Genomic DNA, 18,115 nt, shown 5'->3' with positions numbered 1-18,115 from the left:
TTAAATACCAACTTAAAAAAACTGAATTTTTTTCAGTGATTATGACAATTTTACATACTTATAGTTCTAATAATCAATAAGTTTAAGTAATTCGCCTTCAAATTTATCACGTGATAAATATTGATCTTCTAACTGATTTATAAACGGAATTGGCGTGTCTAAACTAGCCACACGTTTTACAGGAGCATCTAAATATTCAAAACAGTGTTCCATGATTAAAGCAGAAATATCGCTAGCTATTCCACCAAACAGCGAATCTTCTTGCAATATAATAGCTTTTCCAGTCTTTTTTACAGAAGTATATATGGTATCAGTATCCAAGGGTTGTAATGTTCTTAAATCGATGACTTCTGCATTAATATTAGGGTGTTTATCCAAAGTATCCAAAGCCCAATGTACTGCTGCTCCATACGCAATAACAGTTATGTCTGTACCAGTTTTTAATGTAGCAGCTTGACCAAATGGAATAGTAAAATAATCTGTTGGCACCTCTTGTCTAATACTTCTATACAAGGCTTTATGCTCAAAAAACAGTACTGGATTAGGATCGTTTATTGCTGTGGCTAATAAGCCTTTAGCGTCATAAGGAAACGCTGGATACACAACTTTTAAACCTGGTGTTTTAGTAAACCAAGCTTCGTTTGTTTGGCTATGAAAAGGTCCTGCTGCAACACCTGCTCCACAAGGCATTCTAAGTACGACATCAGCATTTTGGTTCCATCTATAATGTGATTTTGCCAAGTAATTTACCACTGGATTAAATCCAGAGGTTACAAAGTCACTAAACTGTAATTCGACTACACTTTTCATTCCAGCAATACTTAATCCCATTGCAGTTTCTATGATAGCAGATTCGCAAATAGGTGTATTGCGGACTCTATCTTTTCCAAATAGATCAACAAAACCATCAGTGATTTTAAAAACACCTCCATATTCTGCTACATCTTGACCCATAATTACCAAATCATCATGGTGTTGCATAGATTGTTTTAAGCCTTCAGAAATAGCATCTATCAAACGTAACTCTTTTGTTTTATTACTTGGATTAACTTCTTGATATACAAATTCTTGATACACATCATTTAACTCGTTAGTTTCAAAAGGTGTAATGTCATTTTCCGCGTAAGCGATATCTAAATGTTCATTAATTTCGTGTACAATAGTTTCTTTTATTTTAACTTCTTCAGTTTCGGTTAAAATCCCTTCGTTTTTTAGAAATTCTTGATAATTTTCAATAGGATCTTTTTTAGCCCATTCATCCATTAAATCTTGCGGAACATACTTTGTACCACTAGCCTCTTCGTGACCACGCATTCTAAAGGTTTTAAATTCAATTAAAACAGGACGTGGATTTTGACGTATGCTGTCAGTTATTTCGGTTAATTTGGTGTAGACTTCTAGTACGTTATTGCCATCTATTATGTGACTTTCCATACCATAACCTATAGCTCGATCTGCTAAATCTTTACAATTATATTGCTCTGATGTTGGTGTAGATAAACCATAACCATTATTCTCAATACAAAATAACACAGGTAATTGCCAGACAGACGCTACGTTTAACGCTTCGTGTATATCACCTTCACTAGTTCCACCTTCACCAGTAAATACTGCAGTAACTTGATTGTTGTTATTTAGTTTAGAGGCAAGTGCAATACCATCTGCTACACCAAATTGCGGTCCTAAATGGCTAATCATACCTACTATTTTAAACTCTTGTGTCCCAAAATGGAAGCTTCTATCACGTCCTTTAGTAAACCCATTTGCTTTTCCTTGCCACTGCGAAAACAAACGGTGTAATGGGATTTGTCGTGTAGTAAATACACCCAGATTTCTGTGCATTGGTAAGATGTACTCATCGTTTTGCATGACAGAAGTTACACCTACAGAAATCGCTTCTTGTCCTATCCCAGAAAACCATTTACTTACTTTACCTTGACGTAATAAAATAAGCATCTTCTCCTCTATTAGTCTAGGTTTAAGCATGCGCTTGTACAACTCTAAAAGGATATCATTGTCTAGGGATTTTTTATCAAAAGTCATATAAGTGGACGTCTTTATAAAATAGGTTTGTCAAATATAGAATTTTTGCTGAAACATAAATGATTGCTTTATTAAAAATATGAGTATCATTTTTCCAATGTTTTCGCTACATTTGTATATATAAGAATTATAAAATTTTAAAGATGAATAGCATACCTAGCGTTAATTTGAAGGATTTTACCTCTGGAGATCCTGTTAGAAAACAAAAATTTGTTGATGAAATAGGAAAAGCCTATGAAGAGATAGGATTTGTGGCTTTAAAAGGTCATTTTTTAGATGATAACCTTGTTGACGATTTATATAAAGAAATTAAAAACTTTTTTGCGTTACCACTTGAAACCAAACACAAATATGAAATTCCTGAAATAGCAGGTCAGCGTGGTTATGTGTCTTTTGGAAAAGAAAGTGCAAAAGGTAAGAAAGAAGGCGATTTAAAAGAGTTTTGGCACTTTGGTCAATATGTCGATGATGATCCAGAACGCGCAAAAGAATACCCTAAAAATGTAATAGTTGAAGAACTACCAGCATTTAATGAAGTTGGGAAAAAAGCCTATGAAACCTTAGAAAAAACAGCTAAATATGTATTGCGTGCATTGGCTTTGCATTTAGGATTAGAAGAAACGTATTTTGATCACTATATCCACAACGGAAACTCAATATTACGACCAATCCACTATCCTCCAATTACACAAGAACCAGATAATGCTGTTCGTGCTGCTGCACATGGTGATATTAACTTAATCACCTTATTAATGGGAGCTCAAGGACGTGGATTGCAAGTACAAAATCATAAAGGCGAATGGATTGATGCTATTGCAGAACCTGACGAATTAATGATTAATGTTGGTGACATGTTATCGCGTCACACTAATAATAAATTAAAATCTACTATCCACAGAGTGATAAATCCACCAAGAGAACTATGGGGAACATCTCGTTACTCAATACCATTTTTCATGCATCCAATCAGCGAAATGAAACTAGATGTATTAGACAGTTGTATAGATGACAATAATCCAAAGCAGTTTGAAGATATTACAGCAGGAGAGTTTTTAGACGAACGTTTAAGAGAGCTAGGCTTAAAAAAATAGTTAACCGTTTAGTCTCAGTTACAGTTATTATTAGTTGTGTACTGAGACTAAAAACTGTAACTGTAAACTAAATACAATGGATTTACAAGACCAACTTAAAAATCTGTTTCCAGAACATATACCTGAGGAGACAGGTGAAACTTCTGATAACATTGATAATGACATTTGGTTACAAGACGACCCAATTATTTGTAAATACGAAAAACGTAAAGGCAAACCCATTACCATTTTAGAAGGTTACACTGGTGCTACAGAAGATTTTAAACAACTGGCTAAAAAATTAAAACAACAATTAAGTGTTGGAGGCAGTTTTAAAGATGATAAAATAATAATTCAAGGTGATTATCGCGATAAAATCATGACTATACTAAAAGAAAAAGGATTTAACGTTAAGCGTGTTGGAGGATAATTGTATGAGTAATCAAATACTTCATATCACCAATGGATCTAGTCTTACAGACTACTTAAAAAAATTAGATTTTGATGGAACTCTATTGACTTGGCATGATATGTTATGTGAGGGTCCAACAACCAAAGACATTGATAATCCTGAGTTTTTTAAAATTAGAAAGGCCTTTTTAGAAAAAGCATACGATGTTGAGTATAACGTCGATAGTATAAAAAAGGAGTTTGATAAACTAAACGACGTTACTAGTTATACCGAGATTGTATTATGGTTTGAATATGATTTGTTTTGTCATATAAATTTAGTCGCAGCAATCAGTTTAATTAAACAAAAAGGGATTACTCTTCCTTTATACTTAGTCTGTAGTGGACGCGTGGAAGGTGAAAAAGAATTAAAAGGGTTACCACAATTAACTGAAAAACAGCTAAAACAACATTACAAAGATAAAGTCAAACTTAATATTGATGATATTGCAACAGCCCAAAAAGCTTGGCGAATTTATTGTGAAACAGACCATAACTTATTTAAAGAATTAATCACTAGACCATCTAGTTTTAAATATTTAAGTAACTGTCTTAAAGCACATTTAAGACGTTTTCCTGATACGAGGAGTGGTTTAAATACTTTAGAATACAATACGCTCAAATTAATAAAGGAGCATGATGTAAAATCACGACATCATTTATTAGGTTATTGCTTACACTATCAAGGCTACTATGGTTTTGGTGACTTGCAATTACAGCGTATGATTGATAGGTTGGAGTTGTTTTATGAGGAAACAAAAGATGCCTTGACCCTAAACAGAAACGGTCATTTAGCTCTAGAACATCAAAAAAACTTCTTTAAACAAATCGATACAAACTTTCAATTTGGAGGTGTTAATAAAGTAGATTTTCAGTACGATAAAAAAGAAAATAAATTAATAGAAACCATTTAAATGGCTATAAAAGAATCAGAACTTATATTAAATCCAGACGGTAGTGTCTATCATCTTAATTTAAAACCAGAACATATAGCTGAAACCATTATTACTGTTGGTGATCCAGATCGTGTATCTAACATCACTCAGTATTTTGATTCAGTAGATTTTAAAACGCATAAAAGAGAATTTCATACCCAAACAGGAACATATAAAGGCAAAAAAATCACAGTTATTTCAACCGGAATCGGAACTGATAATATCGATATTGTGTTTAATGAATTAGATGCATTAGTTAATATAGATTTAAGCACTAGAACTGTAAACAAAACTTTAAAATCCTTAGATATAATTAGAATTGGTACTTCAGGATCTATTCAAAGACACATACCTATTGATTCTTTTTTAATTAGTGAAAAAGCTGTGGGATTTGATAGTCTACTTCATTTTTATAATAGCGAATCTATACAAGATCAGGAAACATCAAATGCTTTAGTACAACATACTAATTGGTCTCAATCCAAATCAAAACCATATGTAGTCAAAGCAGATAAATATTTAGTTGAAAAGATGCAATCTGATAAAACGGTTTCTGGATTTACTGCAACAAATGTAGGGTTTTATGGACCTCAGGGTCGTATTTTACGATTGCCAATCCAAGATAACGGATTAAATGATAAACTAGCTTCATTTAACCATTCTGGTCAACCTATTACTAATCTAGAAATGGAAACTGCTGGTATTTATGGGTTGTCAAAATTGTTAGGACATCGTGCAGTATCTATGAATGCTATAATTGCAAACAGAGCAACAGGCGAATTTAGTAGTAACCCAAAGCAAATTGTTGACGATTTAATTAAATACACCTTAAATAAAATAATTGAATAGCATGAAGCAAATTAATATTGGTGGTGTACCAGAACATTTCAATTTAGCTTGGTATTTAGGTTTAAAAAATGGTGAATACAAAGCAGAAGGTATCAACTTGCGTTGGAAAGATTATTTTGGTGGTACAGGTGCGATGTGTAAAGGCTTACGTGATGGTGATATCGATATGGCTGTTATTTTAACAGAAGGTATTGTTAAAGATATTATTGCAGGAAATAAATCAAAAATTGTTCAAATCTTTGTTAAAACCCCTTTGATTTGGGGAATCCATGTTGCAGCAAATTCTAGTTATAACACGATAAATGAATTAAAAGGAACTAAAGCAGCTATTAGTAGATATGGATCTGGATCACATTTAATGGCCTATATCAATGCTGAAAATAATGGTTGGGATCTAGAAAAAGATTTAAATTTTGAAGTCATTAAAAATTTAGAAGGTGCTGTAGAAGGCTTAACCGAAGGTAAAGCAGATTACTTCATGTGGGAAAAATTTACAACCAAACCACTGGTGGATAATGGCACGTTTAGACGCGTTGGTAATTGTCCTTCCGCTTGGCCTTGCTTTGTGATTGCTGTTAGAGAAGAGTTTTTAAAAACTAATAAAGACGATGTTAAAACCATACTAGATATAGTAAATAGTACTACTTCCGAGTTTAAAGACATCCCAAGTATAGATCGTATGATTGCAAATCGTTATGAGCAAGAACTAGAAGATGTACAAGAATGGTTAAGTTTAACAGAATGGTCACAAGACAATATCTCTAAACAAACCATAAAAAAAGTACAAGACGAGTTATTTGCACTTAATATTATACCAGAAAAATGGGACTATAAAGATTTGGTTGAAGAGTTATAACTACCAATCAATCCCTTTTAAACCATTTGCCTCCAATAATTTATTAGTTTGGCTGAAATGCCCATTCCCAAACCAATACCCACGATTAGCACTTAAAGGCGAAGGATGTCCAGATTGCAAAATATGATGTTTTGAACCATCAATTAGTTTCGCTTTTTTTTTGGCAAATCCTCCCCAAAGTAAAAACACGACGTTTTCTTTTTTATCGCTGATGGTTTTAATTACAGCATCTGTAAATATTTCCCAACCTTTCCCTTGATGACTTCCTGCTTCATGTGCTCTAACTGTTAGTGTTGCATTTAATAAAAATACACCTTGTGTTGCCCATCGTTCTAGGTTTCCGCTTGATGGATAAGGTTTACCTGCATCACTTTCAATTTCTTTAAAAATATTAATTAATGAAGGTGGATGTGCAACGTTATCATTCACACTAAAACATAATCCATTCGCTTGGTTGTAATTATGGTAAGGATCTTGACCAATTATAACCACTTTTAAATCGTCTAAAGGACAAGCTTCAAACGCATTAAATATCAATTGTCCTGGAGGAAAACATTGGTGTTGTTTGTATTCAGATTTTACAAACTCAGCCAATGCTTCAAAATAAGGTTTGTCAAACTCTTCATTTAAATGTGTTTTCCAGCTGTCGTGAATATCTACGTTCATATCTTTTGGCAAAAGGTGAATAATTTCAGTCTAAAATAATACTATCTTTAGTTCTGTTAAAATTAAATAATGAAAAACCTAAAATTCCCTTCAGCTCAAACCATTCTACTCATCATTGCTGGATTAGTCACGCTGCTAACTTGGTTAGTACCAGCTGGTAAATACGATACCTTGGGCTACGATAAAGACAGTAATGCATTTACTAGAGTTGGAATTAATAACACTGAAACACTTCCTGCAACTCAAGAATCGTTAGAGGCATTAGCTATTAAAATTCCGTTAGAAAAATTTACTAATGGAGATATTTATAAACCTATAAATATTCCAAATACTTACCAAAAACTGGACGCTAAACCACAAGGGTTTTTCGATTTTGTAAAATCGCCAGTAAAAGGAATTATTGAAGCAGCAGATATCATTTTCCTAGTATTAATTATAGGTGGATTAATAGGAATCATCAACAGTACAGGTGCTTTTGATGCTGGAATCGGTTGGTTAGCAGATGTATTAAAAGGTCGCGAATTCATCTTAATTATATTAGTCACCACTTTAGTCGCAGCAGGTGGAACTACTTTTGGTTTTGCAGAAGAAACCATTGCCTTCTTCCCTATTCTAATTCCTGTGTTTTTAGCAGCAAAATATGATGCTATGGTTGGTATAGCGTGTATCTTTTTGGGCAGTTCAATTGGTACGATGTGCTCCACGATTAATCCGTTTAGTACTATAATTGCTAGTGATGCTGCAGGTATTAGTTGGACTACTGGTGTTTGGGGACGTGTGTTTATGTTGTTAGCTTGTACAACAATAGCTATTATATATATTATTAGATATGGTAAACGCGTTCAAAACGATCCAACCAAATCTGTAATTTATGACCAGCAACAGCAAATAGCTGCTTTATTCACGCAATCCACAACTAAAATTGTAAGATTCACGACGCGTTTACGCTTGTCACTATTTGTATTTGCACTATGTTTTGTAATTATGATTTATGGTGTAGTGTCTTTAGAATGGTGGTTTGTAGAAATGACTGCAACCTTTTTGGTTGGAGCCATTCTTATAGGTATAATAGCAAACATTAAAGAAACCGATTTTATTGACACCTTTGTTAAAGGTGCAGGAGACTTATTAGGTGTTGCTTTAATTATTGGAATTGCACGAGGTGTGACCGTAATTATGGCAGACGGATTAATTAGCGACACACTACTCTATTACGCAAGTTCTGTAACCGAAGGGATGAATAAAGGACTATTTGCAACGGTTATGACCACGCTTTATGCTGGACTCTCCTTTTTTATACCTAGTAGTTCAGGTATGGCTGTTTTAACCATGCCTATTATGTCACCTTTAGCAGATAGCGTTGGTGTTGGTCGTGAGATTGTGGTTAATGCTTACCAATATGGTATGGGATTATTTTACTTTATCAATCCAACAGGCTTGATTTTAGCGTCTTTAGCAGTGGTTAAAGTTGGATTTAATAAGTGGTTAAAGTTTGTCATGCCATTATTTATTATTCTAATTGTGTTTACTTTGGTGGTGATGACTGTGTCTAGTTATTAATAAATGTTAAAAACTATATTTAATATCTGTATCCAGTACTTTGACTATAAAATGTAAAAAAATTAACTTAGCTTAACATTCGATTATAGATAACTGAAAACTCGCTATAACTATACGTTGTTGTTAATTATGAAAAAACTGATCTACATACTAATTTCAATACTACTTTTTAATTGCAAGTCCGAAAAAAAGGAAATTTTTCAGGAATACAATGGACAATTAGTAAAAGTGGAATTTGATGATTCAAAAATAGATTCAACATTTACCGGTTATGGTGGAGAACATTATCCGAATGGGAATTTGAAATCTCTATCATACATAAAAAATGGAATACTTACAGACACACTGTTTTGCTACTATTATAATGGAAAAATAAAAGAAAAAGGGTTGATCAAAAATAGTTTGCCGATTGGTTGGTGGACTTACTACAATGACAAAGGAAAACTAACTGAAAAATCGGAATGGTTAATATTAAGAGATAGTTCTTACAAAAATCAATCAATATATTATGATCAAAATGGAAAGATTAAACATAAAAATAGTTCATTCTTCAACATAAAGATTTCAGATACAATTCAAGTTGGAAAAAACATAGCTAGTTTTGATTATAACTCGAATATCGAAGTTTACAAAAAATTAATGTACGTAGTAATTGAAAATCAGTACACAGAAAATGAAATAAAATTAGACACTTTTGGAATTGAAGATGATGATTATAGATTTGGAATTTATGGATTTAAAAAAGGTAATCAAAAGATTAAAGGACAAATTGTGGAGGAATTATACGAAATCAAAAATATTGGAAATGATTCTGCAATCGGAACTATAAGCAATCACAAAAAATATTTTGAAAAGGAAGTTTATGTTTCGGACAAAATAACTAACCACAACAACTTGTATAATTAATTGCCTTGTTCGTTGCCTATTTGAAAAATTCCTTCGGAATTTTATCGCATTCGTTTTTGTTTACTAAACTAGTTGCTTATACATGGAACAAAATCAGAAACAAAACCCTTAAGCTAACCTCCCAAAATTCCTAGTCTCACAACTATTCATTAACTTTGCTTTGCTAAGAAAAGAAAATAAAAGTTAACAAGAATTAGATCCCTTTTTTCTAAGGGAGTCGCTATGATAAACATCCATCAAAAAACATTACAAGATTTAGAGTTTGCTACAGTTTTGCAGCAGGTTAGCGAGTATTGTGTTACGCATTTGGGTAATCTAAAAGTACAAGAGATTACACCCTTTAACGATAAAGACCAATTACTAGACGCTTTGCAATTAACCAATGAGTATGTATCCTCGTTTTATAACGATAATCGTATCCCAAATCATGGGTTTGATACCATTACCAAAGAGTTGCAACTCCTAAAGATAGAAAACACTTATTTAGACACACACAGCCTTAAAAAAATTGTATCCATATCCTTAACTGCTAACGAGATTGTTAAGTTTTTAAATAAGTTTGAAGAGTATTATCCAAACCTGACTTCGTATTCTAAACGTGTAGAAGTCACTACTGCCATAATAGAAAAAATTGATGCAGTAGTGGACCGTTTTGGAGATGTTAAAGATAATGCCTCTCCATTATTGCAAAGTCTTAGACAACAAATCAATAAGCTTAAAGGTAAGATTAACTCTAGCTTTACCTCTGCATTAAACATGTACCACAATCTAGAGTATTTGGATGATATTAGAGAATCTGTGGTCGATAACAAACGTGTATTGGCTGTCAAAGCCATGTACAGACGTAAGGTTAAAGGTGCCATTATGGGTGGAAGTAAAACGGGAAGTATCGTTTACATCGAGCCTGAAACTACTTTGCAACACAGTCGCGAGCTTAATAATTTACAATACGAGGAAGGTGAAGAAGTCGTGCGTATTTTAAAAGAAGTCACTAACTTTTTACGACAGTTTCTACCGTTAATCGAGCAATATCAGTTGTTTTTAACTGAAATAGATGTGATTTCTGCAAAAGCGAAGTACGCCAAATCTATGAATGGGATTTTACCAAAAATCAGTGACGATAAACGTGTGTTTTTACGTGATGCCTATCATCCACTTCTCTATTTAACCAATTTAGAAAAGAAGGAAAAAACCTTCCCGCAAACTATCGAGTTGCACAAAGGAAGTAGAATTATAGTTATTTCTGGACCCAATGCAGGAGGAAAAAGTATTACCCTAAAAACGGTTGGCTTACTACAATTGATGCTGCAAAGTGGGATGCTAATTCCTGTGCATGAGCGTAGTGAAGTCAGTATTTTTGATCGAATATTAACAGATATTGGAGACAACCAATCTATAGAAAACCATTTGAGTACGTATAGTTACCGACTGAAGCAAATGAATTATTTTTTAAAGAAGTGTAATAAAAACACGCTATTTTTAATAGATGAATTTGGTACTGGTTCTGATCCAGAATTAGGTGGTGCTTTAGCTGAAACATTTTTAGAAGAATTTTATGCTCGAGATGCTTACGGTATTATTACGACGCATTATGCTAACCTAAAAATGCTAGCTAATGAAAAGGATGATATGATTAATGCCAACATGATGTTTGACGAGCGTACGTTAGAACCAATGTACAAACTGGCTTTAGGTCAAGCTGGTAGTAGTTTTACGTTTGAAGTCGCACAAAAAAACGGAATTCCATATAGCTTAATAAATAGAGCAAAAAAGAAGATTGAACGTAGCAAAGTCCGTTTTGATGCTACCATTGCTAAGCTTCAGAAGCAACGTGCTAAGCTGGAAAAAACAAGCGAGTCTCTAAAAGTTAACGAAAAGAAAAAACAATCTGAAGCAGACAAATTAGAGGAAATCAATTTAAAAATTCAGAAAAAATTAGAAAGCTACCAAGAGTTGTATGACAGTAATCAACGCTTAATTTACTTAGGACAAAAGGTTAATGATATTGCAGAAAAGTACTTTAACGACAAGAAAAAGCGTGAGCTGATGGCAGAACTTTTCCGTTTGGTACAAATAGAAAATTCTAAACGTAAAAAGATTTCTGCAAAGCAAGCCAGAGCAGAGAAAAACAAAGAACAACAAATCAAAAAAGAAGCTGAAAAAAAGGTAGAAGTCATTCGTAAAAAGAAAAAAGCAGCCAAAGAAAAAGCAAAACCTGTTGAAAAACCTAAACCTATCCTAAAAGTTGGTGATCGCGTACGTATGCACGATGGACGCTCTGTTGGCAGCATTGATAAATTTGAAAAAGGAAAAGCAATTGTAAATTATGGCATGTTTACGACTAATGTAAATGTGGATTTGTTGGAATTGGTTGAGGCAGTAAAGAAGTAAGCAGTGTTCAGTATTCAGTTTGCAATCCTAGTAATCAGTCACTCGTACTTATAAATAAAAATCATAGCTTAAAACATTATGCTTCTTGGAATTCCGATACAATCGGATTCATCAAAATTCAGAAATAATGAACGAAGGAATGTAGATGCGAAGCGTAGCTTCAAGCACGAAATTCCGATAGTGAATGGTGCTTCAGCGATTTCCTATATTTTGATTTGATTTTTTGGTTCGTTTAGTATCAAGACAAAATGAACATAAACCATTTTAATTTTTGGCGTACTCTTTATGTTTTAACTTTAATTTAGCAATCAAAATCGTATTTTTGTAACGTGATAAAAGAACTCCCAAAACATAAACAATTAATACTTTTTGATGGTGTCTGTAACCTCTGTAACAGTTCTGTGCAATTCGTTATTAAACATGATAAAAAAAACGTATTTATGTTTGCACCTTTGCAAGGTGAAGTGGGTCAACAAATTATAAATCACTATAATTTAGATACTAGTAATACGGATTCTATTTTATTGTATTCTAAAGATACAGGTCTTAAAATTAAATCTACAGCTGCTTTACATATTGCAAAACATTTAGGTTTTCCTAGCAATGTGATTGCGGTCTTTTTAATCATACCAAAGTTTATAAGAGATTGGGTGTACGACTTTGTTGCTAAAAACAGATATAAATGGTATGGAAAACAAGAGGCTTGTATGATTCCAACTCCAGATTTAAAAGCCAAATTTCTAGATTAATAATTGGTTTTATTTTTATTTCTGTCATTCCTGCAAAAGCAGGAATCCATAAACAGCTTTAAAATAAGTAGATTCCTGCTTTCGCTGGAATGACAACAGATTATATTCACTCACTCAAAATAACACTTAACTAATCAAAAAAGCTCTTTTACTCAATTCAATTTTTTATAAGACAATTATCAATGTAACTTTAAATATGAGGTTGATATAAGCCTCAAAGTATTTAGGTTAGCTTAAGCCATGCTTCTGTTAGCATGGAACAGATTGAGTTTTATTATAAGGCATTGTCTACCCTTATATTAACGTAGCATTTAGCTAATGGACCAAATAATTACTTTGAGGCTTTCTTATTTTAAACTTTTTAAAATAAAATCGAAATTGCTATCTGCATTATCATTGTTTAAATAAGAGTCTGTATAATACTTAGACGGTATTGCTAATCCTAATTCTTGCATTTTTAAGATGGTGTCTTTATACTCTAAGGTGACTTTACCAGTTAATAAGACATTTAAATCTTCTCCAGATTTAGCATAATCATACACTTTTTTTAATCCAGTTAAATACAAATGATCTTTAGTAAAACCACCACCACGATGCACACGTAGTGTTATGACAAATGCTTTGTCTCGGTTTAATTTATATTGATTATGAAGTAAGTCGAAAGTTGCAGAAAACGAATATCCTTTAGCTAAACTGTCTGAAGCTATAACACGATAGGCCAACTCTTTTAAACGTGTAATGGTCAAACTACCAGACATATATTCTGAATATACAGCCAATCCTTCTTGGGTTTCTACATTATTTGGAAAACCATTGGAAAACACTTTTAAAGGCTGAGCTAATCCATTAAAAGTAGTAACCATATGCACACCTATCTCATGGTTTGCCAATACTGCTAATTGGTTTTTACTAAACTTGTGGTTTTTACGTAATACTAAAGTTTGCGTGTTGTTTTGCACCATTGCTGCTGCAGAAATATTAGTTGACTTTTTAATAGCATACTTAAAATCGTAGCGTTTAGAGTACTCTTCAAAATAAGCAATTGCATCGTCTACATTGTATAGTGGAAGCATCGCTTCTTCAAAATCGCTATCATCAAAACGTAGAATAAATTTTGCGTTTTCTATATCTTTTTCAGTTGGTGTACCAAAACTTTTTAAACTGTTAAAGTAGAATTTGCGTCCTTTACCAATAGTCTCTATACACTCAATTAAACCAGAATATTCGTATATAATATCTTTGTATAAAGCTCTAATGTCTTCGTTTTTAATACGTTCTAAACGTTGCGAGAAAAACAACCTATGTAACTTATACCCATTAAAGCGCTGTTTTGGATACTTAAAATTAGGCTCGTAATTATATTTAGAGCCATAAAATTGTTTCTTTTCGCTTTCAATGTTTAATGGATTGATGTAATTAAGTAATTCTATCTTTTTAACCAAGCGGTTAAGATTAGAATCTATGTCAAATAGGTTTTGGTATTTTTCTTCTAACGTTTCAGTCATTATCTATGCGCTTTATAAAACCCATTGGCATGTGCTACTAGTCTTGCTCTTAATTGCTGCTCTACTGCTTTGACGACTTCTGGATACATAATGTAGTCATATTCATCACAATAGACTTTGGCAATTTCGGTTGCCAAAACTAAGGTATTTTTAAAGTTTTGGGTAATAAATTTTAAAAAATAACCATTACCTTGAAAGGTATCATTTATTTTTGAAGTACTTTGTATTCCGTTTGGTAATTGTAGCTCGCTTAAACTTTGTCGCCAAGTTTCAATATCATGTCCAAATCTTTCATTATCAACATTCGAGGTTCCTAAATTCCAAGTTGGTACTTCTCTATCCCATCGTTTCCAGTTATAACTATGCATATCGTAAACCACACATAATCCAAACTTAGTTTCAATTTTATGTATTAAAGCTTTAACGACTTTATAAAAATTAGCGTGTTTATCTAGCGACTTTTGTTTTTGATTCTCAGGTAAAGGGTTTTTCCAAAGTTGTTTTCCCCAAGCATCAGTATATATAGCAGTCTCTGGAGCACGATTTAAATCGTATTCAAAACGTGAGTCCATTCCAGCAATGACAATAGGATGTGAAGCCACCATATTTTTGGTTTCTGGATCTTCCTCGTACCAACGTTCATATTCAGTATGTAGACAATTATCCCATAGCTCTTTTCTAAATTGATGTCCATCATGTACTGCACCACAAACATAATGCACATAACTGTCAATCTTTAAAGTGAATGAATAGTCTTCTGAAACTGCATGAAACACTTCTTCTGCTTCAATTTTAGAAATGATTTGATTAATACTAAGTTTTTGCATTGACTAGACAAAAGGATTAAATAATATATTAAAAACTATAGATGCTATAAGTAAAATAAATAATAACCAATAAACAATCTTATAACTTGATTCTTCTTTAACATCAACAACTGTTGTATTTGATAAACCATCATGCCATCCTTCAATAAATAAATAAGAAAACGGATTAAATGGAATAAGCCTTATTAAACTCCTCTTTAAAAATGACTTTATATTCAAATTTTCATTTGTTTTACTGATAACTTTAGAGTGTGTTATAATTTTAGCAGGAGTTATTTTGAATAAATATTCAAAAAAAGTATAATAAGCTAAAGTAAAAACTAACATAAGGGCTATCCCGAAATATCTTCCTAACGATTCATGAAAATGCAATTTAGTTGATATTAATTGAATTAACTTATTGAAAAACATGAAGGATATGAAGAAATAAATAGTTAAATCAATTATTAAATGTACTACACGTTTCCATTTTTTTGAAATAATATAATCACTTTCCTGATTAATATTGGTCTCTGTTTGTAATAATTGCTTCTTATTATTCCATTGTTTTAAAACATAATAACTGATAAAAAATAAAATAAGATTAAGTATCAACTGATAAATTTGATTAAACCAAAAGTGCATGTTTTGTTCTATATAAAAAATTGATTCATTCATTTTGTCAAATTGATTAATAAAAACAATTTCTATTGGTTGTTGACATATTTTAAAAATTGTGCCAATAAATAAAACTGCAAAAGAAAAATTGAGTAGTTTATTTTCTCTTGTATTTGTTCTTTCATAAATAATTGCTCCAATAATTAAAGCAAACGATAAAAACAAGGTTAATAAATCAAACCCTCTAAATTCATTATTAATATTTAAATACATAAAAAACCAATTACCTAATGCTAGATCTATTGGAATAAAATCTAAATAATACCCTAATTTACTATTAAAGAAAATATAAATTATATTACTTAATATTTTAAAACCTCCAATTAATATAGCAATCCAAGCAATATTTTTAACGACCCATTTTGAGTTTTTTTCAAATATGCTCATCTATTTCAAGATCTTCTTTAATAAGTTGTAAGCCATATTTTCCATAATATCCATTTCGCCATCTGCAAATGCCATCAATTTAATATCTGCAAACAAATCGGCTAAATCATTACGGTAATAATCGTGAGTTTTTACACCTTCAATAATATTTTGAATACTTTGATAGTCATTATCCTGATCAAACTGTTCATGTACACGTTGGTATACTTTTTTATCTACTCTGGATAAAATATAGTCTTTTTCTTTTCTAGTTTCATCTAAATCTGAATGTGCGACAAAAAGCAAAATGTAAGCTAATAATTCGTCTTTAGTCCAAGTGTTTGGTTTGTCCATAGTTGCTGTTGTTAATATTCCGTATTCTGTCCACGATCCATCGTAAACACTGTTATTATATCCTACGATAGTAGCTGCTAAACTTAATATAGAAGCAGTAATACCAGAACCACAACTAAATACTAAGTGTTGATTAGGTTTGGCTAATGCATTAAATATTATTTTTAACTCTTGAGTAGATTTTAGCTTAATATCATTTAAGATAGTTTCAAAAGGTAAGTTTATGGAGTTAGATATGGTTCCTGACCGTAAACCCTCTCTTGGTTCTGGTATTAAACATTTAAATCTATCATTAGAGCGAGCATCAATAATTTTAAAATTTGGGTCTTGAGCAATCATATCTATAGACTCAAAATAGACCACGTTGTTTGGGTTATATTTTGCTTTAAAATATCCTAAATCAAAACTTTTAGATTCTTTTTTTACTGTAGAAAATCCATGATTTATCCATTCTGGTAAACCACCATCTAAAACTGCAATATTTTGATGTCCAAAAGTTTTAAATAACCACCAAGCACGCGGACTAGAGTATATTCCTAAATGGTCATAAACAACAATAATACTATCATTATTTATACCTAACTCTTGAGCAGATTTTTCAAATTGAATTTCTGAAGGAATCGTATTAGGAAAGCGTGCTTTAGTATCGCTAAACTTATTTTTTATGTCGAAAAATCTAGCATTTGGAATTTGTAACTCTGACAACTTGGAAGTTTTATCAGTAACTTTTGGAATACTAGCATCCAAAACTATAAGGTTGTCATCATTTAAATGATGTTTCAGCCAATTAACTGAAACTAAATCTCCAAAACCTTCAATTGCTTTTGACATTTTAATTAATTAAAACTACTGAATTACGCATCTTCTACTGTTTTTCGTAAACGAGAACGTCTATTAAAAGCTTCTAAATTGTCCAATACTTTACTTTCTAAAAAGTCAATCACTTTTTCCTCAACTTTATATTTGTTTTTATAGACTTTATTAATGTAAGTTATGCCACCAGGCGACATCACGTTGACTTCTACAAGTTTACCACCTATCACATCAATACCTACAAAATACAATCCGTCTTTAACTAATTTAGGTCCAATTTGTTTGCATAACGCTTTTTCTTCTTTAGTTAAGGAATGTTTTTGTACACTCCCACCAGCAGACACATTAGAACGATGATCGTCAGATCCTGGAACACGCTTCATAGCACCAACTGGCTCTCCGTTAAGCAATAATATTCTAACATCACCTTGATCTGCTCCTTCTATGTAATCTTGTAAAATGACATAATTTGAGGTTCCATCACCAGAACTATTGATGTAGAAATCTAATAATGAGTTAATATTACTCATTGCAGATTTTTCAATTAAAATAACACCAGAACCTCCAAAACCATTCAAAGGTTTTAAAATCATTTTATCTGCTTTACTGTCTTTTATTTGCTCAATTAAATACTTTTTATTTTTTGATACATGTGTATTAGGTATGATGTTACTATGTGCATCACCAAAAGCTGCTGTGTATAGCTTATTGTTAGCTTCACGCATACCTTGTAGTGAATTTACTATAAAGACATCATCCTTTACCGAATCTAAAAAGTTAAGCATAATTGGGTCTAAAGGCGGATTCGCTCTAAAAAATATGGCATCAAAACCTGCTAATGGTAACATCTCGTCTCTTAATTCTGCTTTTTTATAAAATGCTTTTAAAGAAGACGGTGTTTTATCCATACGTTTAACAACTGTACAAAATGCATTAGTCACACTATCGCGTATTGTTAAATTTGCTGGTGTGCAAGTCGCCACACCATGATTACGTTTAACACATTCTTTAATAAGCGCTAAACTAGTATCGTTTTCTGGATCTATATCTTCCCATGGATACATGATGAAGCAAATATTCATAATCTTTAGTTTTTGGTGGTTATAAAAATAAAGTTA

At 32.1% G+C, this 18,115-nt stretch carries 16 protein-coding genes; 9 read left to right on the top strand and 7 right to left on the bottom strand.

Annotation, left to right across the window (positions count from 1 at the left end):
• Positions 1-66: 66 nt before the first annotated feature.
• Complete coding sequence (locus tag Ollyesu_RS12000; RefSeq protein ID WP_279301462.1) at positions 67-2,043, bottom strand: dehydrogenase E1 component subunit alpha/beta; 1,977 nt, start codon at positions 2,041-2,043, stop codon at positions 67-69.
• A 143-nt stretch (positions 2,044-2,186) separates the two neighbouring features.
• On the opposite strand from Ollyesu_RS12000, the gene Ollyesu_RS11995 reads away from it, so the two are divergent.
• From Ollyesu_RS11995 to Ollyesu_RS11975, 5 genes are all read left to right on the top strand, one after another.
• Positions 2,187-3,134 (top strand): 2-oxoglutarate and iron-dependent oxygenase domain-containing protein, encoded by a 948-nt coding sequence (locus tag Ollyesu_RS11995; protein WP_279301461.1) that lies wholly within the window; start codon positions 2,187-2,189, stop codon positions 3,132-3,134.
• A 76-nt stretch (positions 3,135-3,210) separates the two neighbouring features.
• Entirely contained in the window at positions 3,211-3,543 is a 333-nt protein-coding gene (locus Ollyesu_RS11990; protein ID WP_279301460.1) for a translation initiation factor, read from the top strand.
• Between the two features lie 4 nt (positions 3,544-3,547).
• Positions 3,548-4,477 carry a DUF1835 domain-containing protein gene (locus Ollyesu_RS11985; RefSeq protein ID WP_279301459.1) on the top strand — a complete coding sequence of 310 codons (930 nt, stop codon included), beginning with the start codon at positions 3,548-3,550 and terminating at the stop codon, positions 4,475-4,477.
• Positions 4,478-5,347: a nucleoside phosphorylase gene (locus tag Ollyesu_RS11980; protein WP_279301458.1), complete on the top strand. Its 870-nt coding sequence runs from the start codon at positions 4,478-4,480 to the stop codon at positions 5,345-5,347. It abuts the gene before it with no gap.
• A gap of 1 nt (position 5,348) precedes the next feature.
• Complete coding sequence (locus tag Ollyesu_RS11975) at positions 5,349-6,203, top strand: substrate-binding domain-containing protein (protein ID WP_279301457.1); 855 nt, start codon at positions 5,349-5,351, stop codon at positions 6,201-6,203.
• On the opposite strand, the gene ung is transcribed toward Ollyesu_RS11975, so the two are convergent.
• Positions 6,204-6,869 (bottom strand): uracil-DNA glycosylase, encoded by a 666-nt coding sequence (ung, locus tag Ollyesu_RS11970; RefSeq protein WP_279301456.1) that lies wholly within the window; start codon positions 6,867-6,869, stop codon positions 6,204-6,206.
• Between the two features lie 69 nt (positions 6,870-6,938).
• Here ung and Ollyesu_RS11965 point away from each other — a divergent pair, with 69 nt between their 5' ends.
• From Ollyesu_RS11965 to Ollyesu_RS11950, 4 genes are all read left to right on the top strand, one after another.
• A complete protein-coding gene (locus Ollyesu_RS11965; protein WP_279301455.1) occupies positions 6,939-8,429 on the top strand; it encodes a YfcC family protein in 1,491 nt (496 codons plus the stop codon).
• 129 nt (positions 8,430-8,558) lie between these two features.
• Positions 8,559-9,335, top strand: coding sequence for a hypothetical protein (locus Ollyesu_RS11960; RefSeq protein ID WP_279301454.1), 777 nt, complete (start codon positions 8,559-8,561; stop codon positions 9,333-9,335).
• A 222-nt stretch (positions 9,336-9,557) separates the two neighbouring features.
• Complete coding sequence (locus Ollyesu_RS11955) at positions 9,558-11,726, top strand: DNA mismatch repair protein MutS (protein WP_279301453.1); 2,169 nt, start codon at positions 9,558-9,560, stop codon at positions 11,724-11,726.
• 329 nt (positions 11,727-12,055) lie between these two features.
• Positions 12,056-12,475 carry a thiol-disulfide oxidoreductase DCC family protein gene (locus Ollyesu_RS11950; protein ID WP_279301452.1) on the top strand — a complete coding sequence of 140 codons (420 nt, stop codon included), beginning with the start codon at positions 12,056-12,058 and terminating at the stop codon, positions 12,473-12,475.
• Between the two features lie 347 nt (positions 12,476-12,822).
• On the opposite strand, the gene Ollyesu_RS11945 is transcribed toward Ollyesu_RS11950, so the two are convergent.
• The 5 genes from Ollyesu_RS11945 to gshB all read right to left on the bottom strand — a co-directional run bounded on the left by Ollyesu_RS11945 (position 12,823) and on the right by gshB (position 18,079).
• Complete coding sequence (locus Ollyesu_RS11945; RefSeq protein WP_279301451.1) at positions 12,823-13,980, bottom strand: tyrosine/phenylalanine carboxypeptidase domain-containing protein; 1,158 nt, start codon at positions 13,978-13,980, stop codon at positions 12,823-12,825.
• A complete protein-coding gene (locus tag Ollyesu_RS11940) occupies positions 13,980-14,807 on the bottom strand; it encodes an N-formylglutamate amidohydrolase (protein ID WP_279301450.1) in 828 nt (275 codons plus the stop codon). Before Ollyesu_RS11940 ends, Ollyesu_RS11945 begins: the two co-directional genes overlap by 1 nt.
• Positions 14,808-14,810: 3 nt before the next feature.
• Complete coding sequence (locus tag Ollyesu_RS11935) at positions 14,811-15,677, bottom strand: RDD family protein (RefSeq protein WP_279301449.1); 867 nt, start codon at positions 15,675-15,677, stop codon at positions 14,811-14,813.
• Between the two features lie 174 nt (positions 15,678-15,851).
• Positions 15,852-17,015: a sulfurtransferase gene (locus tag Ollyesu_RS11930; RefSeq protein WP_279301448.1), complete on the bottom strand. Its 1,164-nt coding sequence runs from the start codon at positions 17,013-17,015 to the stop codon at positions 15,852-15,854.
• A 23-nt stretch (positions 17,016-17,038) separates the two neighbouring features.
• On the bottom strand, positions 17,039-18,079 hold the full coding sequence (gshB, locus tag Ollyesu_RS11925) for a glutathione synthase (RefSeq protein ID WP_279301447.1): 1,041 nt from the start codon (positions 18,077-18,079) through the stop codon (positions 17,039-17,041).
• Positions 18,080-18,115: the final 36 nt, after the last annotated feature.

The sequence above is a fragment of the Olleya sp. YS genome, assembly GCF_029760915.1.
Taxonomy (GTDB): domain Bacteria; phylum Bacteroidota; class Bacteroidia; order Flavobacteriales; family Flavobacteriaceae; genus Olleya.
Note: the sequence above shows the minus strand (reverse complement) of the source record. Positions and strands in the feature narration are given on the sequence as shown.